Here is a 20,046-nt window from a genome sequence, read left to right as displayed (position 1 = left end):
AATAATTGCCAAAGCAAAATAAGACGTTTCCGCGCCCAAACGAGGCAAGAGAAAGTCGGGCAATGCCACTCGTGCACCATCTAGCAAAAATACTTTTCTTATCATGCTGAGTAATAACCAATTCAAATTGTTCAGGTCTGTACACATCGAGTTCTATCTGTAAACTAGTAGCAGCCGCTAATAGCCGATTAACACCATGATCGGTTGGCAGCAATTCTTGCTTATTACGTTTATATAAGATCCAGCCCTTCATGTAACCTCGCGCCCTTGGTATATCAAATTATATATAATACTCTTAACATATATGCCGCCTCGACACTAAAACTGCATGTCCAATTTTACCATGCTCATGCCGTTATTTTATGTGAAATCATTATTACCGATTGTCAGCTCGTGCATCATTCTGACACGCTGGTGCACTCCAAAATCAACATCACTTGACAACAAATACATCGTTTTTTGCTAGAACTGCAGCAATCATGCCAGCATATTAAAATAAACAAAAAACTGCTGCGAAAAAATTAGGCAAGTTTACGCCGTACTTGCCCAAACCTGTGAAAGTATAAGTGATGGGACTAATAGTGAGGCAGTAACGCATTTACATTTCAGTAATTACGGTTGATATAGCCATAGAGGTAGTGAGCAACTTAGAAGCACCAAGCTGCTCACAATAAGACTTCATTGTCGCAACTACTCGCCGTTTTACCAACCGCGATTATACCAGCCTCTATAGCCATAAACGCCGCGGTGGCCAGGCCAGCTAATGTTGCGCCAACCATAACTGGAACCCCAATAATAAGGTCTGCCCCAATAAAGAGGCCTGTTCCAGTAATAAGGCCTGTAGTTATAATAACCAACAGAATAAACATAGTCGTTATTATAACCTGGGGAATAAACGGTTGTTGGCGCACACCCCATTAAAAACAGAGTTGGGAAAAATAAAGCTAGGGCAAAAATTAACTTTTTCATCGTTGCTTCCTTGCCGTTATAATTGCACTACAATTATACTACAAGGTTTATTTTTAAACAAACAATCAATGACTACTTCTCTTTAAGCCAGCAGCAATAAGCGCTATGGAAGCAGCTCATTTAAGAAATGATTATTTCATAAATAACCGATGACATCGAAGAAGAGAATTGGTTCAGCGTAGGAAACATTGCTAAAAGAAGGAAGAATATACTGTATGAATAATGAATTATCCACATTAAAAATACAGGCAACGACTTCCTGAGTATCTGAGCCTTAAATGACGCTCATGGTGGCGATCTATGAAGTACTTCAGGTTTCCTGCACCACAAGCAGGTATACACACCGCACCTCAAACCAATCTCCCTATACTGAAATTACATTTTGGTTCAGCCAGGGATAGTCATCACCCATATGGTTTATAATAGACCATTTGGCGTTTTTTTGAAGTATTCCAACTCCAATTCTAAGCCTCAGGTTTAAGCTAATCAATAGTTCAAATCAAAGGCTTCACATGGTTTAAAGTAGAAAAATGTCTAATTTACTGAAATGAAAATGCTTTTTTTAAAAGCATTTTTTGCTGAAAAATTTATTTGTAATCCCTGCTATTTTTGCAAAAAATATTTCTTCTGCAGTCACCATTAAAACAAAACTGCCAATCTAATCGCGAAAATTTTCAAACTGTAAAGGTAACTCGATGTCTGATTTCTTTAGCAGAGCAATCGTTTCTTGCAAGTCATCGCGTTTTTTACCAGTTACCCGAACTTTATCCCCCTGAATAGACGTTTGTACCTTTGCTTTACTATCTTTAATTAATTTTACAATTTCTTTTGCTGTTGGTTGATCAATACCCTGCTTAAAAGTCATTGACAGAGAGTAAGTTTTACCACTATGAACAGGTTTATCTTCCATATCAACACCGGAAGCACTCACACCCCGTTTAGTACAATGGTTACGGAATAAATCTTCTAATTGCCTGACCTGAAAATCAGATTCTGATTTAAGTGTCACTACTAAGTCCTTCAGCTCTATGCTGGATTCTACACCACGGAAATCAAAACGAGTGCCCATTTCCCGCACGGCATTTTCTACTGCATGTCTTAATTCAACTTCATTAATTTCTGAAACAATATCAAAAGATGGCATAATTGACCTATTTACATACAAGACGAACAATGCTAAGAATTTCTAGCATCGCTGCATCGATTTATAAAAAATCATTGTAACTAAAAAAACTGGCTAAGGTATACCCCGTTATCTTTCCGTGAATAAAGAATATCCGCTAAGATAAAGATAATTAGGATATAGCAGGCCAAACCTAAGAAGAAGGGGTTTTAATTAAATCAGGAGTAAGATATGCCTATTAGTGAACAGGATGTTATTGAGCTTAGTAATTGCTTTCACTCAACTGTCATGGAAAAAAGGCACGGCAGCCGAGCAATCTGAATTCTTTTTATATCCTGAAGCACGAATCATCCTCTTGCATGGTGAAGATATTTCTCTACAAAAAACTTTGAAATTCATCAAAAACTAACTGATGAAATTCATATCTCTCAAAAAAGTTGGTTAATTACTCCCTTATGCTCTACTCCTGAAAGAGTGAGAGCAGTTGGTTGTGTCTATTGGGAAGGTCGTCTTATAAATTCATCTCCCCAGGCAAAAATCAAATGTTTCGTTGGAGAGGACTGGATTATTCAGCGTATCAATCCCGGTCAATTAAAATTTGTCTTATATATTAATACGTTCCACCATTTTTTACCGGATTCCGCGGCCATCGAATTTTAGCCTTGTCGTACTGTTGAGAAAGAGATGACATTAATCTCAAAAGGCAATCAACGCGATCTACTAAAATAACAAGGTTACAATAATGCCAGTATTATTATTACTTAATGGACGTAAACAAGTTCTTGAGCCGTTGTCTAAAATACCTGCTATCAGCACGGGGACTGCTTCAAAACTCTTTCTGCAGGGAGATGAGGCAGCCAGTTATCTAGTGAAAAAACCCCGATATCGCACTCTAGCCAGTATTTTTAAAGATTCATTTCCAATAGAATTAGTCCGTTATAAAGAATGGACTTATCTGGATTTTGAGAATCAGAAGCAAACTATTCCCAGTTTGGACAAAACAAAGCTAGAGCCCTATATTCGGCATCTCAAAGACTTAGCCGTTGAGGCAGCTTTCGGTGAGATTGTTTATATGAAAGTTGCCCGAGCCTTGTTTCCAGTCAGTATGGAGGTCCCAGATAATTATTTACATATCGATCCGATAACAGGTGAGCCATGGATAATTTCCCGTTTTATTTCTGACTTCAACGAATTCATTGAAAAAAATTAACCTTGTTTCTGGGAGATTCGATGACGTCTGCAACGGAATGGGATGAGAGAGAAAAACCAAGTCGAGCTAATTTAAATTTCTGCAATAACGAACTTTACTTGCTAGGAAAACTTTATTGCGTAGCACTTATAACCCATGACTGGGATGTAGTAAATAATATCATGTTATCCAATTCCGGTTGCCTGGGTGATTCTTCAACGGCAAAAAAATAGCAGTTGTGGATGGCGGAAATAAATTCCACTTTGGCTTTGGTGGACTTACCTGCGCTGAGTCAGCTATCGAAAACCCTCAATTTAATTCTGCTGCTAAAACTATTCCTGCGCACAGAGGTTTTAATTTTATTCTTCCCTTTGACGTTGAAGTCTTTTTAACCTTGCCCAGGCAAGTTATTGGCGATCTATTTGCTCCTGATAATGAATTTTTTCATGCTGGGGGTAACCGACATGCTCAAGGAGGCAAAAAACTCATTGAAGACCAATTCTTCTTGTATCCAAAAAGCCATCAATCAGGCCTATAAACAGATAAGTGAAGATTCTGATAAAACGACTAAAGAACGTTTAATCAACAGAAAATCAACCCTGTTAAATCATAGCTATTACCGCGGTGGCAAGCGATCTGGTTATATATTGGAAAAAATCCTTAGCGGACGTATAAATTCTTTGGATAATTTGCTAAAGCGCTTAGCTGACGGACATTCGGTAGACATGCTTAATCAGAAAACCTTGGAGCACTATCAATTGGCACAGCGCTTTTAATTAACCGCTTAATATCACTCATTATAGAAATACATATTAAATAAATTTAGAAAAGTACCATTCTGCTCCATTTGCTGTAATTGTTGATTGATTCTTTGAATCAAGATCATATTTTTAGGAAGAGCAACAATTGCAATACCCGCTCCTAAAAGAAAAGTATCTCCGAGGGTTCGAAATTGATTATCACCATTCACCACCCAGTAATTTACAGCAGAGCGATGAAGAAAAGCGGCTGCAAGAGAACCATCTGTCAACGCATTAATAATGTCATCAATATCGTGGTATTCTTTAATAGTAAACTGTTCGGAGCCAGTGCATAAATAATCATAAAAACATTATTTTGAGGATTACCAACTACTATAACACCAACCGATTTACCTTTTAGATCACTTATTGAGTTAATACCATTTCCTTTTAGAGTTAAAAATTGAGCTTTGCTTATCATGTAAGGCAAACTGTAAACATAAGAGTCTTGGTTTCCAGGAATAGGTACTCCGGCAATAGCAATATCAATGTCACCCTTGTCTAATGCAGAATAAAGCTCATCAAAATGCATAGGTACTAATTGGCAGTCCTCCTGCAAACCCCTGCATAGTAAGTGTATCAGATCAATATCAAAACCTTCCTCGTTGGATATTACGTAGGGCGGATAGAAATAAACTGTACCCACTTTAACATTGGCGTCAACAACAGCGGGTACAGTGGCAAGGCAAAGAAATAGTATCACTCTTAGGAGCCACATTTTTCATCACCATCCCTTTAGGCATGTTCCTCTGATAAACTATATTTGCTACTTAGTTATAATAGTAGACAATAAATCGCTCAAATAAAAAGTGTTGCCTGGGATCTAGGTGTGTAATCAGACTTATTATTAAGTACAGATTTCTTTATCGAACGTGCCTTGTTCTTGTAGAAAATGATTAATTGATAATTGCAGTTCTTCTTGTAAAGAGTAAGGAGGAACCCAATTGAGCAACATTTTGGCCTTGGTAAAATCTATTTCAATGTTATAAAGTAATTGATCTGCCAATCGAGATAGCCCCATCATTTTTAGCATTATTTCTAAAAACTTGTGCGGAATCGGAATTAAATAACTCTTCTTATCCATGGTTCGACCAATTTGATTGATTAGAGCCGTTGTTGACAAAGCCTCATTATCCGCGACAAGAAAATCTCATTTTTGGCCTTTTCTGCCCAAACACATAAAATGATAAAATCAACAAGATTGTTGATACCTATAAAATGGCGCTTATTTTTTATAGCGCCTAAAGGCAAGGGTAATTTTTTATACACTAACGAAAATAGTTTTTTGAAATTACCTTTTACTCCCGGACCATAAACCAAAGGTGGTCTTATAATGACTAATTCTATCTTATTAGAAAGTTCTTTTAATGCTTCTTCAGCTCTTAATTTCGACACCCCGTAAGACGTTATTGGCACTAGCGCTGTTTCTTCAGTAAAGGGAATATATTGTTTCATATTACCAAAAACACTCATACTACTTAAAAATACAAAACGACGAACGCCATATATAACCGCCTTATTAGCTAAATTCATGGTTGTATCATAATTAGCTTTCATAAACTGCTGCTGCGAATTTTCAATATTCTTTTGAGGGCGCGTTTGCGCTCCACAATGAATAACTGCATCAACTCCATCGAATAATTTATCCCACTGATCGTTATCTATGACTGTCTTTATGCAATAAACATCGAGATCAGCAGAAACTTCCGTGTTTAAAATAGCCACAGAATTGGTTGAATGAGTAAGAATTCGGATTGGCTGGTTGTTCTTTAAAAATGAGCAAACCAAGGCTCTACCAACAAAACCATTAGCCCCAGTAATCAGTATTGTATTTTTGCTCACAATGATAATCCCTTTTTATAACATTTTGACTTCATTAGCATTAATTTTTAATTTTACCTCACAAGGTCTAGTCAACCTTAGCCCCCCACAAAACCCATATAGACAAGATAGGCATCATTCCAATCCTTTGCTGGTTTTCATAACAATGTTGTCATTATGAACGGGCTTGATTATACCGTAGAGCGATAAAAAGGATAGAGATCTTAAATTAAAATTTCCCCGTCTCAGGCAGATACTGATTAGGCAGTACACTTCTGATTGCGCCTATCAGAACGATTAAAAACTTTTCATAATCGATAGAAATACGAATTTTGCTCCATATTGAAAATAAAACAAACCAAAGATAAATAACAAAAGAATTAGAAAAACCAAATGGCGGGGACACGAAGCTGATAAGTATTGAATAACTCCAAAATACGTAACTCAACGCCGTCAATAAATTGGGATTGCGATGAAAATTTCGCCATGATCTTCCGGCCACAACTCCCCATATCACGGCAGCTAAAAAACTAAAATAGCCCAGATCAATGAACAATGCCCCCCAGGCTCCAGTGAAAAAACCATAAATATTGGCAGTCAGGAGAATTTGATAGCCTGGCCTTAAAAATTCATCCCCTTCTGATGCAGCACGCAATGCAGCAGCAAGAATATCAATGTGGTATCCTCCATATAAAAACTTGATATCATTCATAGAATCTAATAATCGCTCCGTCATAGAAAGATTCTGAATAAAATAAAAACAGAACTCACAACAGCTTGCGGAAGTTGTGGTTTATTTAAAGATTTGCTTATTTTTATTAAGTCATCCGTTGGCTGTACGCCCCAAACCCTTGCAGCATGGTTCATAAAAGCAGTAGTGTCCAAACCTGTCTTTGCTGAGCGTACTGTCCATAGAATACTGCTATATGCAACAAACGCTATGGACAACACAACAATGCCGCAACGAATAAATAACGATTTAGGCAGGAGGCTTTTACCTAAATATCTTCTTGTATAAAATGCAACCCCTGTAAATAGCAGTAACACGAGAATGGGGCTTCTACCACCCGCAAAAATTGCGATACCCAAGATGGTAAACACAAAGCCAATCATTAATAGTTTGGTGATACGGGACACATTTTCATAGCAAAGTATTCCACTCACTAATCCTACAAAACCTGCTGGATAACATAAAAACGCTCCGGCAGAAGCAAAACTGCTGTGGACTTCTTCCATATATAGTAAGCTTTGTGCACGCAAGAGTCGCAATCCGTATATAGAGGCAAGACTAAACTCAGTCAACTCAGAAAATTTGCTATAAATACTAACTAAACCACCCATTATACTAATGAATAAAACGGTATTTATTCGTCGTTGTAACCGCTTGGAAATATAATAATCAGCTGTAGAATGATGTGATTTGCTTTTGCTTGGCAAAAGATATGTGTAAAAAATTGAGCCAAGAACAAACAACAAGATATGTGCAATCAAAAACATAACGCCGCTAAAAGAAATAGCTGGCGTTAGAATGACCGGCGCTAAAAAATAGACAAGAAAAATTAACATCCAAAAGGACATCATCAATACAGCTGGATGAATTAATCGTCTCATATTCTTGGCTCTCATGTTATTCACAAGAATCTATGTTAATTGTTCTTGTACATTGATGCATGGAACATAAAAAGCATCAGCGATTTAACCTATCACACAAGTAAGTACTATCCTTTCTTTCTCTAAGACCATACCACCACGATGAATTCCCTTCGAATCAAAAATTACAGCATGACCTTTACTTGCCGTTATCTTCCATTCCGCAGCCAAAATCTGTTGTGCTACTTCCGATTCTGTTTGCAGGTCATTACCAAAAGCACATTTTTTCGTAGGAAAGAAGGTAGAGCAGAAAACAACTGACGCGCTTTAGGATCCGTGGAAGAAAAACCTGAGGTATCGTTGATTTCCTGTACTAGGTTAGCAAATCTGCCGGGCCGATTGCGATGCGATCCCAAAATAAAAGAGAAAGGTCCATTCTCCTGCTCCACATCACTCAGATAGAGTATTACCTTAACATCTCCTCCCGAAGCATCGCGATGGCAATAAGCTGTTGTGGGTTTTTCAATAGCCAAATCAGGGAAGAAACGCCGCCAAAAATCATCGCTGCTATCATTAATTTGTGGATTGATGTCAACAACACTCACCGGGCGCCCGAGGTATTTTGCAATACCGGACAGTATACCGCTCGCAGTCAATGCAGCTTCAACTGCTTGAAATAAATCTTTACTTGCCGAACGCAGAGCCGTACTACGTGATTCGATGAATTCACGGCTTCCTTCTTTTCTTTGGCCACGAATCTGGCGTAATTTTTCCAGTAAAGGCAAGGCCAAAACATCGATTTTGTCAAACTGGTAGGAATTCATATCAACAACACAGATACCTTGTCTATCAAGATTGGTGGAAATTTGCTCGCCAGTCTTATCAACAGATCTGTTCTTTCTGGGCAAAAATTTATACCTAATGTTCAGGGCAATTTTCTTTAAAGTCGCAATAAAATCAGGTACGGTTTTTGGATTACGTAGATCAGCAGGGATCAACTCATAAGAGATTACTCGTTTTATTGCAACAATTAAAAAATACTTCCCAAAAATAAACAACGAATGTATTTTACTGCGAAAATCAGCTGCTTTAATGAAATCAGCATACGCCAAATGAGTTTTATAATTTATTCTATCAGGTATTTTTTACTCATAGTACTCGCAAAAATAGTTGTCCCTTGCGGTGGGGAAACGAGGTTCTGAGTACTGTTCTCTATAATTCCCTCTAGATTCTGATTCATATAAATCCCCATGATATCAATTGTAACGAAGACGCAGGTTCTCTTGTCTGTTGCATTGAAACAATGCGTGATTTTACCGAGATCTTGAATAGAAATACACCTTCATAAAGAAAAATTAACTATTCAAGCAAATAAGCAGGCGTATAATTTATTCTATTTACCTTAAAAAGGCATTCTCACCAAACTATTTTTAGGTTAGATAATGCAAGACTCTTTCTATTTCATATATAAAAAGCAAGAAAATCATCCGCTCAAAACTCGATGAAAACACCCAAATTTCAAGCTATGATAACAAATTCTCATTCCTGCAATTGCTTTTTCTGCAATCGCTGTGGGATAAAGTTAAATACACTGATGATTACCGCAGAGAAAGCAGCAATAATATGCATTCCAAGCGCACAAGATAAACCAACACCGACAGTTCCCCACATAGTAATAGCAGTAATCATTCCCATAAGCCGCTGTTCATTACGAAAAATAATGCTGCCGCCAATAAAGCCGATTCCTGTAACTAAACCCGCTATACCCGACATAAAATAGGGATTATTCCAGGTAAGAGAACCATGGAGCATTGCTGCACCAAATACAGCAGAACTGCTGGCAATGGCCGCGTACATTAAAGGACCAATCCCTTGCTCGCGTTGATGAAATAAACCAATCATAGCGCCTAATATCGTAGCGACAACAAGGCGGAAAGCATAGATTAGTTCCGCATGAGTATCACGACCACCAATAAGCACGGAATATTCACTTAGATTCGATTTGGTTTGTAGGGCAAACAGCAAAGGGGAGAAAAAAATCAAGCACAAGATAGCCAACGTTTTTTTATATTCATATCATTATTCCTTTACTTTGGGCTAATATCCTAAATCTGAATAATTTTTTAATTAACTAACATCATTTTTGTCGTAGTTAGCGTGCAAATCCCCATACCTTACTATTTTATAATCCCTGCCGAAATAACAGCGTTACTTATAAATTGAATAAGCAAAAAATTCAAGCCAAGACATTGAACACCAAATTTTCTTACCAGCGCTTTGGTTCATCCTCTAATTAAGATAGACTGTGTCATCCATGAGCCAGACAGGAGGCTTCACGTGAACGGATCTCAGGCAGCCCTAAGCAATTACGCTCAATTAAGAGGGTGATATCTTGCCAGGAGCGAAAAGAGCAAAATTGAAATAAAAATTGCGTTCGATTAAGGCGAATAGCCAACTCTATTCTATTTACGAGATCCAGGACAATTTAATGTTTTTGTAAACCGCCGTATTTTAGAGATGTTGCCTATATTTATTGCTACTGAAAATAACTAAACTGAACAGGGGGGTTCTCCATGAAAATTTTCAAAATGCCTACATCGCTCTTGGCTTTCTTTTTATTTATGATAGCGGCAACCCTCAACTCATGTAGCTCAACCATCTCCAATACTAATCCTAATACAACCACAGAAGAAGGTTATGGCGGTGGGGGGCGCTGATAAGTGCCTCTAATCGATAGACAGGACGAAAAGCAACATTGAGCATGTTTGTGCCCGTATGTTAAGGAGCAAAGCTGCTCCACTGTCTATTTAATGCTATTATCTCGCTAGCAACACTAACGGGATAATCAATATTCCCTTTGCAATGATTGATTCTATAGCTGACAGGAAGATAGCATGTTCAGTATCTATGATATAAAACCAAAGTTCCAGGCCCTGCTGCGCCCGGTGGTTAATCAACTTCATAGAAAGGGATTTACTGCGAATCAAGTTACTGTTTTTACCTTCGTTTTTCCCTTCTTTACGCCTTGCTTTTAGCGATTTTTATTGAATCTTCCTGGTTGTTGATCCTTTTCCCTATTGTTTTATTTTTGCGCATGGCACTGAATGCCATTGATGGCCTACTCGCCAAAGAACATGATCAAAAAACACCTTTGGGAGCAATTTTAAATGAGTTGACAGATATGGCTGCTGATGCAGCACTCTATCTACCTTTCGCACTTTATCCTGGGATAAGCAATTTGCTAATTATTGCCATTGTCATATTGGCTCTGCTTAGTGAAGCAACTGGTTTAAGCGGTTTATTGGTTGGCGCCTCAAGGCGCTATGATGGCCCAATGGGTAAAAGTGATCGCGCTTTTATTTTTAGTTTACTAGCAATTTGGCTGGCCTTATTCCTTTCTCGACATGGCTTAATTGGCTCCTATTGATAATTTGTTTCCTGATTATATTGACCATTGTGAATCGTGTACGGCAAATCTTGCGGGAAGTGGAGCCTATAGATGGCACTGAATCGAACTAACCTCATTGCATTCGCCGCACTGATTTTCATCGTATGCATAGCCAATATCATTATTTATTGTGTTAAAAGCCGTATTGACGAAAAAATTATATTGAACTAACCAAACGCATGCAATCCTGGTGGGTCATGGTCTTGCTACTAATTGTCGCACTTAGTATCAATGCTATGTCAATGATTGTATTTTTTATGTTTGTCAGTTATCTCGCTTTGAAAGAGTATTTTACAATCATTCCTACTCGCCGTGTGGATAGACGAGTGATCTTTATCGCCTATTTATCAATACCCTGCCAATATCTATGGGTCGCTATTCAGTGGTATGGCATGTTTGTCATTTTTGTTCCTATTTATATGTTTTTATTAATTCCTATGCGCATGGTGATGCTGCAAAAGACAGACGGCTTTTTAAAAGCCTCTGGTACATTGCATTGGGGCCTCATGCTTACAGTCTATTGTATCAGTCACATTGCCTATCTTGGTGTCCTTCCTGTGGGTAACAATTGGCGTAATGAGGGAATCAGTTTAATTATTTTTTAATTTTTTAACGCAGTTTAATGATGTCAGCCAATATATCTGCGGCAAGCTATTCGGCCACAAGAAAATCATTCCTGCCATAAGCCCAAATAAAACAACAGCCGGCTTTTTTGGGTGGAGTAATAACCACTTCTTTGCTAGCAATTCTGTTAAGCCCCTTTTTAACACCTTTTACCTGGGTAAGCGGCTTATTTTCCGGCCTATTAATTGCCATTAGCGGTTTTATTGGCGATCTTACCATGTCTGCAGTAAAACGAGATTTGGGTATTAAAGATACCGGACAATTATTACCCGGACATGGCGGCATTTTAGATCGCTTAGACAGTATTATTTTTACTGCACCACTCTTTTTTCATTTTGCGAGGTATTTTTATTACTGATGAATAATTTATTGCGTTTCCTTTTCTTTCAATTTTTTGTCAGACCTATCATTGCTATCTTGCTTGGTTTAAACGTCCGTCATCGTGAACGTTTACCCATAAATGGTCCTGCCATTCTGGTAGCCAACCATAACAGCCATTTAGATACCATGGTTTTGATGACTTTATTTTCATGGACATTACAAAAAAACATCTACCCTGTGGCTGCTGCAGATTATTTTTTAAAAAATAAACTGCTCGCTTGGTTTTCACAAAATATCATCGGCATTATTCCTATTCAAAGGAGAACAAAGGCCGGTAAAAATCCCTTTGCCTTGATTCAAACTGCATTGGACAATGGTAAACTCATTATTTTTATCCTGAGGGCTCACGCGGTGAGCCGGAAAAGATGAGCGAAATTAAAAGAGGCATCGCTCATCTGGCAAAAATAATCCTGCTGTCCCCATCTATCCAATCTTTATGTATGGTCTAGGCAAAGCACTTCCCAAAGATGAATCACTACTGGTCCCCTTTGTTATTGATGTCGTTATTGGTACCCCGATACGATGGGCTGGAGATGCCACGCAGCTATTAGACACGATTAAATGCCACTTTGAAGAGCAAAAACGAGAGTTAGTCATTAATGACTGGAATTAATGACTAGGCTTTGCCTGCAATGATTTATATACCACTCGCTTACAGTTCCGAAGTTTCTTTGGGAGTCTTCCCCTGAAGAGTCTCGACTAATAATTTGTAACGTGGGTAAACATAACCAAAAGAATGCTCCTTACCTGGAGGAAAAAAGGTGCTATGACTTGGTTGTTTTTTTCTAATAATAATCTTACTTCCTCCTCTAAGTTCACTTCTGTTTTTAGCCAGCCAGAATCATCGTGTACACAGATAGGATAAGTAGTAGGCTGAGATGACAAAGCCTGATTTAATTGCCGAGTATAGACTCGTAATTGAAATTCCATTGGATTATCTACACAGGTTTGCACACTATAACCTAGTGCGTGTAATCTATTCGTTTTGCTAGGCTCCATGCCTGGCGTTGCAATTTCTTTAAAATCATTAAACGAAAACACCTGTGGAGCTCCCTTTAGGTAATTATACACTACTGTTCCTTCCCCACTTGCAACCGCTCTTGTTTTGCCAGAGAATGGGGTCTTGGAAAGCCCGTCCTCATCAAGCCTAGATAAAACCTTTAAATGAAGTTCTCCTTTTTTCGGTTTGACTAAATCGATGGTAAATTCGCCGTCCATGAATTCAATTTCTTTCTTAATGAAGGATAAATCCGTATCCGCATCAACATGCGTCAAACTTACATTTCCTTTTTTATCAGCGATGATTACAGCAACACAGCCTTCCAGGCCTACCGTTGCTGGAAAACCGTTTTGCGTCGCATTTTTTCTGACAGTTTCGTTTTGACCGGCAATAAGCATTGTTCTTGGCGAGTGCTCTGATACTTTACTAGTATACATTTGTTAACCCTATTCAATGAATTAATAATATAATAGCACTTTGTTTATTAAATGATCTAACCAGGGTAAATAGAATAGGTTTCTTTGGGGTTTGGTAGAGGAATATCAGCATCAACTCGCAAATCACCGATCGAGCAGGGACTCATTTCTACTGCTTTTAGTCCACCACTAGTGTCGCGAATCCAAACGCCGGTTGCTTTGGCTGCATGGATATCACTTGGAAACTACCTGCGCAATTTAATACAATAGCAGTGTCTTTAGCCACTTTAGTAGGAATGGTATAAATAGTGTTTGCCACAATAAAATGCACATCTACTGCTTGACCTGCTTTCCTTTGTTCCGACGCCAAAACACCCTCTTTGTGATCAGCACAAATTTCAATGCCAAAACAAATATCGTTTTTGGTAAAAACGGCTCTCCATGCCCAGGGTAGAACATTCCTATAAATGGCTCCAAAACTTCATTTGCTTCTATTCTCTTGCTATAACGTTTTGGCTTATTTGTGCAGTATCTCCCGAATGGGAGAAAGCGGTACTGGTATTTTTTACTCAAGTCATCCCTGCAATTTCTTGCCGCAAATCTTGTACCAGTTTGAAATTTCTAAGTTGCCATTTTTTTATGGTGTTAGCATATTTTATCTTTTTCTTCGCATCAGCTAGATCTAAGTTTTTTCCACATAAGCTGTGCCTGGAATAATGATGGCGTTAGGAAAATCATCAACTAACTTTTTTAACCGCTCTCCAGCTTTTTGAAATTCCTGCTTTGAATAAGAAAAACTTTTCTCAGAAGCATCTATATTAAGCAAGGCAAATTCAGGGCATAAAAAACAACGGTATTGTCATTATCCCCTTCAGACACAGCTAATTGATAAGCCTGCTTAAATTTAGCCTCAATCAATGTAACCTTTTCATCCAAGCTTTTATTATCAAAACTATTACCTGGGTCCCACATAACAGCAGTGATTGTTTTCATAAATCAACTCAATAGTTAAGCCAACCCGCATAGTAGATTGCGGAAAGTACTTTTCAACACCATTAACAACGAACAATAGAATTACTGTCGTGAACAACTGTATAGACTTTTTGTTCAGTGAAGACTGCTTCAAAGAACAGCCATTCAAACTCCGCTGATTTTGTAAAAGATGAAATAATTTTTCTTGTTGTAGGGGGCACATTATAGGCTCAGTTAGTTCTTGCGTCATTTGAGTAATGGTTTTGGTAGCCGCTATGAAGTTCTCACTGGAATAAGAGGCCATCCACTTCCGATAAGGGTGGTTTAACGCACACGTTGTAAGATCTAGTCGCTTCCCTAACTCTCTATAGATCATAAAGCAGGGGAGAAAACTGACTACGGCTATTTCTATAGGAGCATGTTTCGCGTTATCAAGAAGATAGTCGGTATAATTAGCAATCACAGGAATTTTTTACGGATTATTTTATGGTTAAAAAAGTCGCTGTTGGCGTTTCTGCCAGATACTTAAGATGAAATTTACGCTCTGTTTCCCTAATATAAGCTGATAACTCTCGCAATTGCTTAGCATGAGCATGATTAGAACATCGTAGCGAAGTTAACCCCAGTGCGTAAGAAAATCGCGCAAATAAAGATCATCCTGCTCTAAATAAACCCTAAATGTTTTCCTGGACAAAGAGCCATCATACAGTGTTTGATTAAATGGATGGTGGTATATTTTTGGAAAAAAAGTAGAGCATCTGTGCAGTATTCTTGAAAATACCATCGTTTACCTCCTCAAAATAAATCGGAGGAAGTACCCAATGAGTTAATGCAGAGTCAAAACTCAGTTCTATCAATCTCACTCTCCCTCCGCAGGCATTACCCAGTGCAGGTTATAAGGGTCTTTCTCAGCTTTGGTGGAAACAACCAAAGCACCCCCGGTGAATCATTCATCGCGAGTCTAACGAGCCGATATCAGTGTGTCAATAAATAGGATTGAATAATGAATAGATAATCATGATGTTAAAAAAATGTCTTGATTGGTATGTCATTTTCAGATCATCAATCCGCAGGTAGCGCACCAGCATCCAGCGATACCTTTTGCTCTTCAAACTACTCTAAAAATAAAGTACTTAAGCAGAGATTTTATCGCTAATAAGTATGGCAACAGGTTTTTCCAGCCAAGTTTCTATTCTAGCTAAACAAGTCTTCAAATGGTTGGTTTGCATATGCTGATCAAGACTAGCTCTACTTTTCCATTTTTCAAAGCAGACAAATTCGCAAGGATTATCTTGTCCCTGATAAAAATGATATTCAATGCAGCCTAGCTCTTGACGCGTGGGTTTCACTAACGTTAATAGCGCTTCTTTTACCTCCGATGCCTTACCCTCTTTGGCTATCACTGTAGCAAACACTGTAATCATCTTTTAATCCTTTGAAATTCAAGTGTTAATCTTTACTTAATTTCTCTGTGATATCATGTTGGTACAAATGGTGTAAACCAATTTTATTGAGGCAATGATTATGGCTTTCTCAGAACTAAAACTACGTGAAGAATATGATAGTTTGGAACAGCTTGTTATAGAAGAGCAGCAAGCACTCTGGGCTACTCACAAAGAAACTATTCTTGCACTCTGTATAGAGAACGAGATTCCTTTATACAACATCGCCGCGGTAAAGCTGATAGAAGCCAAGCGACTCTTAACCCGTTTAATCGCTCTTTCCTCAGAATACGCTGAACTTGACGAAATAGATAAACAAAACGAAGCATGGCAGAAGGAATTCTTCACTTGGCAAGAAAAATTTAATCTAGAGCTGCAAAAAGCAAAATTGGCGTTAATAACAATGCATGATGAGGCTTATTTAAGCGTTGCTGATCAGTATCGAAAAAGAAATGGTGAGATTTCTGTACAAACCTTGTTAACCATGCAGGATATGACTGACCTGTTAACAGATGATAAGTTTATTTCTGATAACGTTGTGACGTATAAACCCTTTTCACTGGCTGAATTGTCTACTGAAGAAGAGGTTGCGCTTAGAACTCTCATAGAAGGCAATGAGGGTAATGATAAAACAATCTTCTTAGCAGCAAATTATGACGGCCATTGGTTTTATTTGCTCAAAGAAAAGGGAGTTTGGTCAGTAAAGGATGAACAACCTTTCATCGATGATGAGTTTGGAGAGTCTTTGCTTACCAAAAGACAAGCAGGCATGCTTCAAAGAAGTACTATTTTGCTAAATAAACTCATTGGTGAAGGCCTCTATAACGACTTGAAAGTGTCTTCAACCGAAGAACAAGACAATAATTTTGATTGTGGTACTCGGGTAGTTAATGCTTATAGAAAACAGGTCGATGAGGATTATCAAGAGCAAGAACATAGAGACATGCTCGTTGAGGTCCTTGAAAAACAACTTTCACAAGAAGAGTATGAAGCGCTTCCCGAACAGCTTTTTAGTGAAGACATAGAATTTAGCGAAAAAATTGAGCACGTTATCGAGGCGACGATAGCCACTCAAGATTCAGGGCATGAGCAATTTGAGAACTATCAAACATTCGTAAAAAATACCGTTTATGAAGTAATCAATCGACGAGGTTTCTTCGCCAACCTGCAAAATAAAATTCCTGTTCAGGATCTTGAAAAAGATCTGGATATCGATCTAACCAATCGAAGCTCCGAAGAGATAGAAGAAATTGACACGGACTTTGCTGCAGCGCTTCAAGAAGCTGAATGCACAAAAGCAGGTCTTTAATTAAGGCCTGACTACAATCTTACCAATTTGCTCATTTGACTCCATATAACGATGCGCTTCTACAATCTGTTCAAGAGTAAAGGTTCGAGCAATTTGAGGCTCAAACGAGCCATCCTCCAAATGATCAAAAATATATTTTTCAGCTGCAGCTCGCACTCCTTGAAATCAAAATCGGCTGCATCTTGCATCATCGCCGCTGTTTTACCATAGCACTCAACCGCGTCCCATACTAAATATTGCCCAAAATCCATCGACCCCGGTTTAATGTTAATACATGGATCAGCATCATAATATTTTTTCAGGGCATAATTAAGCATAAAGTCAGGGTGATGACATAGCACTGCCAACCGTTAATCATTATAAACTCGGACATGAGAAAAAGTAGTAATATCAATGGACTCAAGAGGTTTACATACATTTTTAATTCTTGTGTATAAAGCAAGCTTGGATGATCCTGTAATTCTGCTAAGATTTTCCCCATAAAACATCTCCACTTACTGCAAATGAATAGCCATTTTGGCGTAGCTTATTCATGTCAGGCTTAGGTACTAATTATAATGAATAACAAACTTACTGAATACCGTATTAATCCGGTATTTCCTCTGCTAGTAGCCTCTCAATAATGACTGGATTTTTTATAAGCGTTCTATCAATCATTGTACCTGCCACTTTCCAGATGAATTTTACGAAAAAATTTGTGGATGACTGGTGACAGCATAATAACGACGATAGCAATAAAGGCGAGACCACTGAACAATGCATATAAACCTGCAAATAGCTTGCCCGCGGAAGTGGTCAGTGTAGCAGCAGGCCCCATACCTGATAGAATCATTGCAGCATTCAGAAAGGAATCAACCCAAGACATTTGTTCAAAGACATGGTAACCCAGCATGCCAATAAAAAGGGCTGCAACGATAAGCATTAAACCGATAGAAGTATTACGAATCAGGTGTAAATAAATATTTAATGGTGCCTTATATCCTTGCATTCTTGCAGCCATTATCGCTCCTTCTGATAAGCAAGATAGATTTTAGCAATCCTGGTATTCTCCAATCACCTCAAAATCTCAAATTCCAGGTAATCTTCCCAAGGTAAATCTTCTCGTGTACATTCACTGACGTTGGCGAATCGTGGCCCCTGCTGTAACCAAGCATAAAATAACTCGAGTTGGTTTTCATTCCCACAGGCAAACACCTCCACTCTCCCATCACTTAAATTACGTACCCAACCTTTCAGTCCGAGCCTGTCAGCCTCTTCTTTCGTAGAGGCTCGAAACCACACGCCCTGAACTTTCCCAGACACATAGCAATGTATAGCGAATTGCTCCATCATCAATCCTGTCCTGTTGATTTAGTAATCAAAAAATTTTATCTTATTTTGCCAATAACAAGAATGAAATCTTTCCAATGCTAACTCTTGTATGTTATTTGTAATTTACATGCATCTAAAATCTTACTATTAAATTTAATTTTTTCACTTTAGCCGTTAACCGATAAAAATCTATTCAATGCGCTAGCGGGAGCTTTACGATATGGATAATATCCACCAACTGACAGCAATAGAGCTAATCCAGCATATTCAGAAAAAACTCTTTCTGCCAAAGAAGTGATGCTGGCACATTTAGAACAAATCGAAAAATTAACCCCGCTCTTAATGCCTTAACACAGCGTTTTGCTCCTGAGGCATGTTTGCAGCAGGCCGTCAAAGTCGATGAAGCAATTGCCGCTAAAAAACCATTTAAAAATTAACAGGTCTTCCAGTTGCAATCAAAGATGCTTTAAATGTGAAAGGATTAATTTGCTCCTCTGGCAGCCCTGGCTTTTATAAGGCAGGGAAAGCTCAGCAAGATGCAACACTTGTCGCGCGATTAAAGGCCGAAGGCGCCATTATTATTGGATTAACTAATGTTCCAGAAATGTGTCGCGGCGGAGATTCGGACAATTTAATCTACGGACGAACTAATAATCCTTATGATCTGGATAGAACTTGTGGTGGAAGCAGCGGTGGTTCGGCTGCCTTAATTGCCGCGGGGGGCGTACCTTTTGCAATTGGCTCAGATGGTGGAGGAAGTCTTGTCCAACCAGCCCATTGTTGTGGAATTGTTGCCTTAAAACCTACTCACGGGCATCTACCATCTACAGGTACCGTAGGAGGCGATTCGCCAGGTCTCATTGGTTCTATGCTTACTTATGGGCCAATGGCTCGTTCTGCCGCTGATCTTCGCTTGGGTTTATCAGTGCTTGCAGGTCCCGATCAGTTTGACCCTTATACAATACCTGTCCCGATTGAACCCCCACCCCCACTAGAAAAACTACGTGTCGCCTATTTTATTGAAAACGGTTTTACTCCCGTTGATCAAGAAGTACAAGACGTTGTCAAAACAGCAGCCTTAGCCCTGAAGGATGAGGTTGCCGTTGTTATTGAAGAACGTCCGAACTGTATCAGTCAGTCATTTGCACTGCATTGGGATCTTTTTCTTGGAGGGGATCATGGAGCAGGATTCAAGCAAGTATTACATCAACTTGGTATTGAAACGCTTTCCTGGGAGTTAAGGGAATTTCTCCGCCAAGCAGAAAACTGTCAATTTTCCATGACCCAATTATATAGTCGTATGAGGGAAATCGATTTATTCCGCATGGAACTTTTTTCTTTCATGCACAAGTACGATGTGTTAATTAGTCCGGTCTTTCCGAAAATAGCAAAACCTCATGGAATTGGAATTAAAGAAATCAGCGATTTCTCCTACGCAATGACTCACAATCTGAGCCGATGTCCAACAATCAGCATCAGATGCGGAACATCAACGACAGGATTACCAATTGGAGTACAAATCGCTGCCAATCGTTGGAAAGATACTACTGTTCTAGCAGTTTCCGAACGACTTGAGCAATTATTAGGTGGTTATAACCCCCCTGTTCGTTTTTTATGAGCTGATAGGAAACGGGAGGACTGTCAATTAAAT

General features: G+C 38.6%; 29 protein-coding genes, 2 pseudogenes and 1 riboswitch. Of the genes and pseudogenes, 10 read left to right on the top strand and 21 right to left on the bottom strand.

Annotated elements, in window-relative coordinates:
* From BN58_RS05335 to BN58_RS05325, 3 genes are all read right to left on the bottom strand, one after another.
* Positions 1-253 (bottom strand): hypothetical protein (locus BN58_RS05335; protein ID WP_026069276.1); only part of this gene is annotated, 253 nt, incomplete at its 3' end.
* Between the two features lie 412 nt (positions 254-665).
* Positions 666-911: a hypothetical protein gene (locus tag BN58_RS29585; protein ID WP_156812373.1), complete on the bottom strand. Its 246-nt coding sequence runs from the start codon at positions 909-911 to the stop codon at positions 666-668.
* 716 nt (positions 912-1,627) lie between these two features.
* Positions 1,628-2,113 carry a YajQ family cyclic di-GMP-binding protein gene (locus BN58_RS05325; protein ID WP_019215964.1) on the bottom strand — a complete coding sequence of 162 codons (486 nt, stop codon included), beginning with the start codon at positions 2,111-2,113 and terminating at the stop codon, positions 1,628-1,630.
* Positions 2,114-2,834: 721 nt separating this feature from the next.
* Here BN58_RS05325 and BN58_RS05315 point away from each other — a divergent pair.
* The 3 genes from BN58_RS05315 (at position 2,835) to BN58_RS05305 (ending at position 4,057) form a co-directional block, all read left to right on the top strand.
* Entirely contained in the window at positions 2,835-3,302 is a 468-nt protein-coding gene (locus tag BN58_RS05315) for a hypothetical protein (protein ID WP_019215962.1), read from the top strand.
* Positions 3,303-3,322: 20 nt separating this feature from the next.
* Positions 3,323-3,514, top strand: a complete 192-nt coding sequence (locus BN58_RS30565; RefSeq protein ID WP_156812372.1) for a hypothetical protein — start codon at positions 3,323-3,325, stop codon at positions 3,512-3,514.
* A 231-nt stretch (positions 3,515-3,745) separates the two neighbouring features.
* The gene (locus BN58_RS05305; protein ID WP_232220357.1) at positions 3,746-4,057 is read left to right on the top strand and encodes a hypothetical protein; all 312 of its coding nucleotides are present in this window, start codon (positions 3,746-3,748) and stop codon (positions 4,055-4,057) included.
* 14 nt (positions 4,058-4,071) lie between these two features.
* Here the strand turns inward: BN58_RS05305 and BN58_RS35790 are convergent, their stop codons facing one another.
* The 8 genes from BN58_RS35790 to BN58_RS05260 form a co-directional block, all read right to left on the bottom strand.
* On the bottom strand, positions 4,072-4,311 hold the full coding sequence (locus BN58_RS35790; protein ID WP_026069275.1) for a type 2 periplasmic-binding domain-containing protein: 240 nt from the start codon (positions 4,309-4,311) through the stop codon (positions 4,072-4,074).
* Entirely contained in the window at positions 4,308-4,799 is a 492-nt protein-coding gene (locus BN58_RS05295) for a transporter substrate-binding domain-containing protein (protein WP_026069274.1), read from the bottom strand. The genes BN58_RS35790 and BN58_RS05295 overlap by 4 nt, the downstream gene beginning before the upstream one ends.
* A 129-nt stretch (positions 4,800-4,928) precedes the next feature.
* Entirely contained in the window at positions 4,929-5,204 is a 276-nt protein-coding gene (locus BN58_RS05290; protein ID WP_019215959.1) for a Rossmann-fold NAD(P)-binding domain-containing protein, read from the bottom strand.
* Positions 5,186-5,923, bottom strand: a complete 738-nt coding sequence (locus tag BN58_RS05285; protein ID WP_026069273.1) for an NAD-dependent epimerase/dehydratase family protein — start codon at positions 5,921-5,923, stop codon at positions 5,186-5,188. Before BN58_RS05285 ends, BN58_RS05290 begins: the two co-directional genes overlap by 19 nt.
* Before the next feature lie 208 nt (positions 5,924-6,131).
* A complete protein-coding gene (locus tag BN58_RS05280; RefSeq protein ID WP_156812369.1) occupies positions 6,132-6,614 on the bottom strand; it encodes a hypothetical protein in 483 nt (160 codons plus the stop codon).
* Between the two features lie 20 nt (positions 6,615-6,634).
* Positions 6,635-7,513, bottom strand: coding sequence for an O-antigen polymerase (locus BN58_RS05275; RefSeq protein ID WP_019215957.1), 879 nt, complete (start codon positions 7,511-7,513; stop codon positions 6,635-6,637).
* A 221-nt stretch (positions 7,514-7,734) separates the two neighbouring features.
* Positions 7,735-8,604 carry a phytanoyl-CoA dioxygenase family protein gene (locus tag BN58_RS05265; RefSeq protein ID WP_026069272.1) on the bottom strand — a complete coding sequence of 290 codons (870 nt, stop codon included), beginning with the start codon at positions 8,602-8,604 and terminating at the stop codon, positions 7,735-7,737.
* A 427-nt stretch (positions 8,605-9,031) separates the two neighbouring features.
* Entirely contained in the window at positions 9,032-9,550 is a 519-nt protein-coding gene (locus tag BN58_RS05260; RefSeq protein ID WP_019215956.1) for an MgtC/SapB family protein, read from the bottom strand.
* A gap of 913 nt (positions 9,551-10,463) precedes the next feature.
* Between BN58_RS05260 and BN58_RS31540 the strand changes: the two genes are divergently transcribed.
* The 5 genes and pseudogenes from BN58_RS31540 to BN58_RS31515 all read left to right on the top strand — a co-directional run bounded on the left by BN58_RS31540 (position 10,464) and on the right by BN58_RS31515 (position 12,558).
* Entirely contained in the window at positions 10,464-10,919 is a 456-nt protein-coding gene (locus tag BN58_RS31540; RefSeq protein ID WP_456297455.1) for a CDP-alcohol phosphatidyltransferase family protein, read from the top strand.
* A 200-nt stretch (positions 10,920-11,119) separates the two neighbouring features.
* Positions 11,120-11,759, top strand: a pseudogene (locus BN58_RS35785) (phosphatidate cytidylyltransferase).
* On the top strand, positions 11,653-11,922 hold the full coding sequence (locus BN58_RS35780) for a phosphatidate cytidylyltransferase (protein ID WP_019215950.1): 270 nt from the start codon (positions 11,653-11,655) through the stop codon (positions 11,920-11,922). The pseudogene BN58_RS35785 and the gene BN58_RS35780 overlap by 107 nt, the downstream one beginning before the upstream one ends.
* On the top strand, positions 11,922-12,314 hold the full coding sequence (locus BN58_RS31520) for a lysophospholipid acyltransferase family protein (RefSeq protein ID WP_198009823.1): 393 nt from the start codon (positions 11,922-11,924) through the stop codon (positions 12,312-12,314). Before BN58_RS35780 ends, BN58_RS31520 begins: the two co-directional genes overlap by 1 nt.
* Before the next feature lie 67 nt (positions 12,315-12,381).
* Positions 12,382-12,558, top strand: a complete 177-nt coding sequence (locus BN58_RS31515) for a hypothetical protein (protein WP_198009822.1) — start codon at positions 12,382-12,384, stop codon at positions 12,556-12,558.
* 86 nt (positions 12,559-12,644) lie between these two features.
* Here BN58_RS31515 and BN58_RS05230 read toward each other — a convergent pair whose 3' ends face one another.
* The 6 genes from BN58_RS05230 to BN58_RS22320 all read right to left on the bottom strand — a co-directional run bounded on the left by BN58_RS05230 (position 12,645) and on the right by BN58_RS22320 (position 15,757).
* Positions 12,645-13,382, bottom strand: a complete 738-nt coding sequence (locus BN58_RS05230; protein WP_019215949.1) for a hypothetical protein — start codon at positions 13,380-13,382, stop codon at positions 12,645-12,647.
* 157 nt (positions 13,383-13,539) lie between these two features.
* Entirely contained in the window at positions 13,540-13,731 is a 192-nt protein-coding gene (locus BN58_RS05225) for a hypothetical protein (protein WP_019215947.1), read from the bottom strand.
* Positions 13,732-14,043: 312 nt separating this feature from the next.
* Positions 14,044-14,187, bottom strand: a complete 144-nt coding sequence (locus BN58_RS30560) for a hypothetical protein (protein ID WP_019215946.1) — start codon at positions 14,185-14,187, stop codon at positions 14,044-14,046.
* A gap of 129 nt (positions 14,188-14,316) precedes the next feature.
* On the bottom strand, positions 14,317-14,796 hold the full coding sequence (locus BN58_RS29580; protein WP_198009821.1) for a thiaminase II/PqqC family protein: 480 nt from the start codon (positions 14,794-14,796) through the stop codon (positions 14,317-14,319).
* A gap of 153 nt (positions 14,797-14,949) precedes the next feature.
* Positions 14,950-15,117 carry a thiaminase II/PqqC family protein gene (locus BN58_RS37530; RefSeq protein WP_083852111.1) on the bottom strand — a complete coding sequence of 56 codons (168 nt, stop codon included), beginning with the start codon at positions 15,115-15,117 and terminating at the stop codon, positions 14,950-14,952.
* Positions 15,118-15,180: 63 nt separating this feature from the next.
* Positions 15,181-15,283: riboswitch (TPP riboswitch) on the bottom strand.
* 183 nt (positions 15,284-15,466) lie between these two features.
* The gene (locus BN58_RS22320; protein WP_019215944.1) at positions 15,467-15,757 is read right to left on the bottom strand and encodes a putative quinol monooxygenase; all 291 of its coding nucleotides are present in this window, start codon (positions 15,755-15,757) and stop codon (positions 15,467-15,469) included.
* A 100-nt stretch (positions 15,758-15,857) separates the two neighbouring features.
* Between BN58_RS22320 and BN58_RS05205 the strand changes: the two genes are divergently transcribed.
* Entirely contained in the window at positions 15,858-17,084 is a 1,227-nt protein-coding gene (locus BN58_RS05205; RefSeq protein WP_019215943.1) for a hypothetical protein, read from the top strand.
* Here the strand turns inward: BN58_RS05205 and BN58_RS32900 are convergent, their stop codons facing one another.
* From BN58_RS32900 to BN58_RS05190, 4 genes are all read right to left on the bottom strand, one after another.
* The gene (locus BN58_RS32900; RefSeq protein WP_232220358.1) at positions 17,085-17,177 is read right to left on the bottom strand and encodes a zinc-binding dehydrogenase; all 93 of its coding nucleotides are present in this window, start codon (positions 17,175-17,177) and stop codon (positions 17,085-17,087) included.
* Entirely contained in the window at positions 17,144-17,401 is a 258-nt protein-coding gene (locus BN58_RS32895) for a hypothetical protein (protein ID WP_019215942.1), read from the bottom strand. The genes BN58_RS32900 and BN58_RS32895 overlap by 34 nt, the downstream gene beginning before the upstream one ends.
* Before the next feature lie 332 nt (positions 17,402-17,733).
* Complete coding sequence (locus BN58_RS05195; protein WP_019215941.1) at positions 17,734-18,084, bottom strand: hypothetical protein; 351 nt, start codon at positions 18,082-18,084, stop codon at positions 17,734-17,736.
* 53 nt (positions 18,085-18,137) lie between these two features.
* A complete protein-coding gene (locus tag BN58_RS05190) occupies positions 18,138-18,416 on the bottom strand; it encodes an acylphosphatase (protein WP_026069271.1) in 279 nt (92 codons plus the stop codon).
* Positions 18,417-18,840: 424 nt separating this feature from the next.
* Here BN58_RS05190 and BN58_RS22315 point away from each other — a divergent pair.
* Positions 18,841-20,013: pseudogene (locus BN58_RS22315) on the top strand (amidase); the annotation flags it as partial.
* Positions 20,014-20,046 lie beyond the last annotated feature (33 nt).

Origin of the sequence: Legionella tunisiensis, from assembly GCF_000308315.1 — a bacterium.
GTDB classification, from domain to species: Bacteria; Pseudomonadota; Gammaproteobacteria; order Legionellales; family Legionellaceae; genus Tatlockia; species Tatlockia tunisiensis.
This window is presented reverse-complemented; position numbering and strand designations above follow the sequence as displayed.

What these genes read in the sequence shown, in the direction of transcription:
- BN58_RS05325 (WP_019215964.1), bottom strand. Translation starts at nt 2,113, where the DNA reads ATGCCATCTTTTGATATTGTTTCAGAAATTAATGAAGTTGAATTAAGA.
- BN58_RS05315 (WP_019215962.1), top strand. Translation starts at nt 2,835, where the DNA reads ATGCCAGTATTATTATTACTTAATGGACGTAAACAAGTTCTTGAGCCG.
- BN58_RS30565 (WP_156812372.1), top strand. Translation starts at nt 3,323, where the DNA reads ATGACGTCTGCAACGGAATGGGATGAGAGAGAAAAACCAAGTCGAGCT.
- BN58_RS05305 (WP_232220357.1), top strand. Translation starts at nt 3,746, where the DNA reads ATGCTCAAGGAGGCAAAAAACTCATTGAAGACCAATTCTTCTTGTATC.
- BN58_RS05295 (WP_026069274.1), bottom strand. Translation starts at nt 4,799, where the DNA reads ATGTGGCTCCTAAGAGTGATACTATTTCTTTGCCTTGCCACTGTACCC.
- BN58_RS05280 (WP_156812369.1), bottom strand. Translation starts at nt 6,614, where the DNA reads ATGAATGATATCAAGTTTTTATATGGAGGATACCACATTGATATTCTT.
- BN58_RS05275 (WP_019215957.1), bottom strand. Translation starts at nt 7,513, where the DNA reads ATGAGACGATTAATTCATCCAGCTGTATTGATGATGTCCTTTTGGATG.
- BN58_RS31520 (WP_198009823.1), top strand. Translation starts at nt 11,922, where the DNA reads ATGAATAATTTATTGCGTTTCCTTTTCTTTCAATTTTTTGTCAGACCT.
- BN58_RS31515 (WP_198009822.1), top strand. Translation starts at nt 12,382, where the DNA reads ATGTATGGTCTAGGCAAAGCACTTCCCAAAGATGAATCACTACTGGTC.
- BN58_RS05230 (WP_019215949.1), bottom strand. Translation starts at nt 13,382, where the DNA reads ATGTATACTAGTAAAGTATCAGAGCACTCGCCAAGAACAATGCTTATT.
- BN58_RS37530 (WP_083852111.1), bottom strand. Translation starts at nt 15,117, where the DNA reads ATGGTATTTTCAAGAATACTGCACAGATGCTCTACTTTTTTTCCAAAA.
- BN58_RS22320 (WP_019215944.1), bottom strand. Translation starts at nt 15,757, where the DNA reads ATGATTACAGTGTTTGCTACAGTGATAGCCAAAGAGGGTAAGGCATCG.
- BN58_RS05205 (WP_019215943.1), top strand. Translation starts at nt 15,858, where the DNA reads ATGGCTTTCTCAGAACTAAAACTACGTGAAGAATATGATAGTTTGGAA.
- BN58_RS32895 (WP_019215942.1), bottom strand. Translation starts at nt 17,401, where the DNA reads ATGCTTAATTATGCCCTGAAAAAATATTATGATGCTGATCCATGTATT.
- BN58_RS05195 (WP_019215941.1), bottom strand. Translation starts at nt 18,084, where the DNA reads ATGGCTGCAAGAATGCAAGGATATAAGGCACCATTAAATATTTATTTA.
- BN58_RS05190 (WP_026069271.1), bottom strand. Translation starts at nt 18,416, where the DNA reads ATGATGGAGCAATTCGCTATACATTGCTATGTGTCTGGGAAAGTTCAG.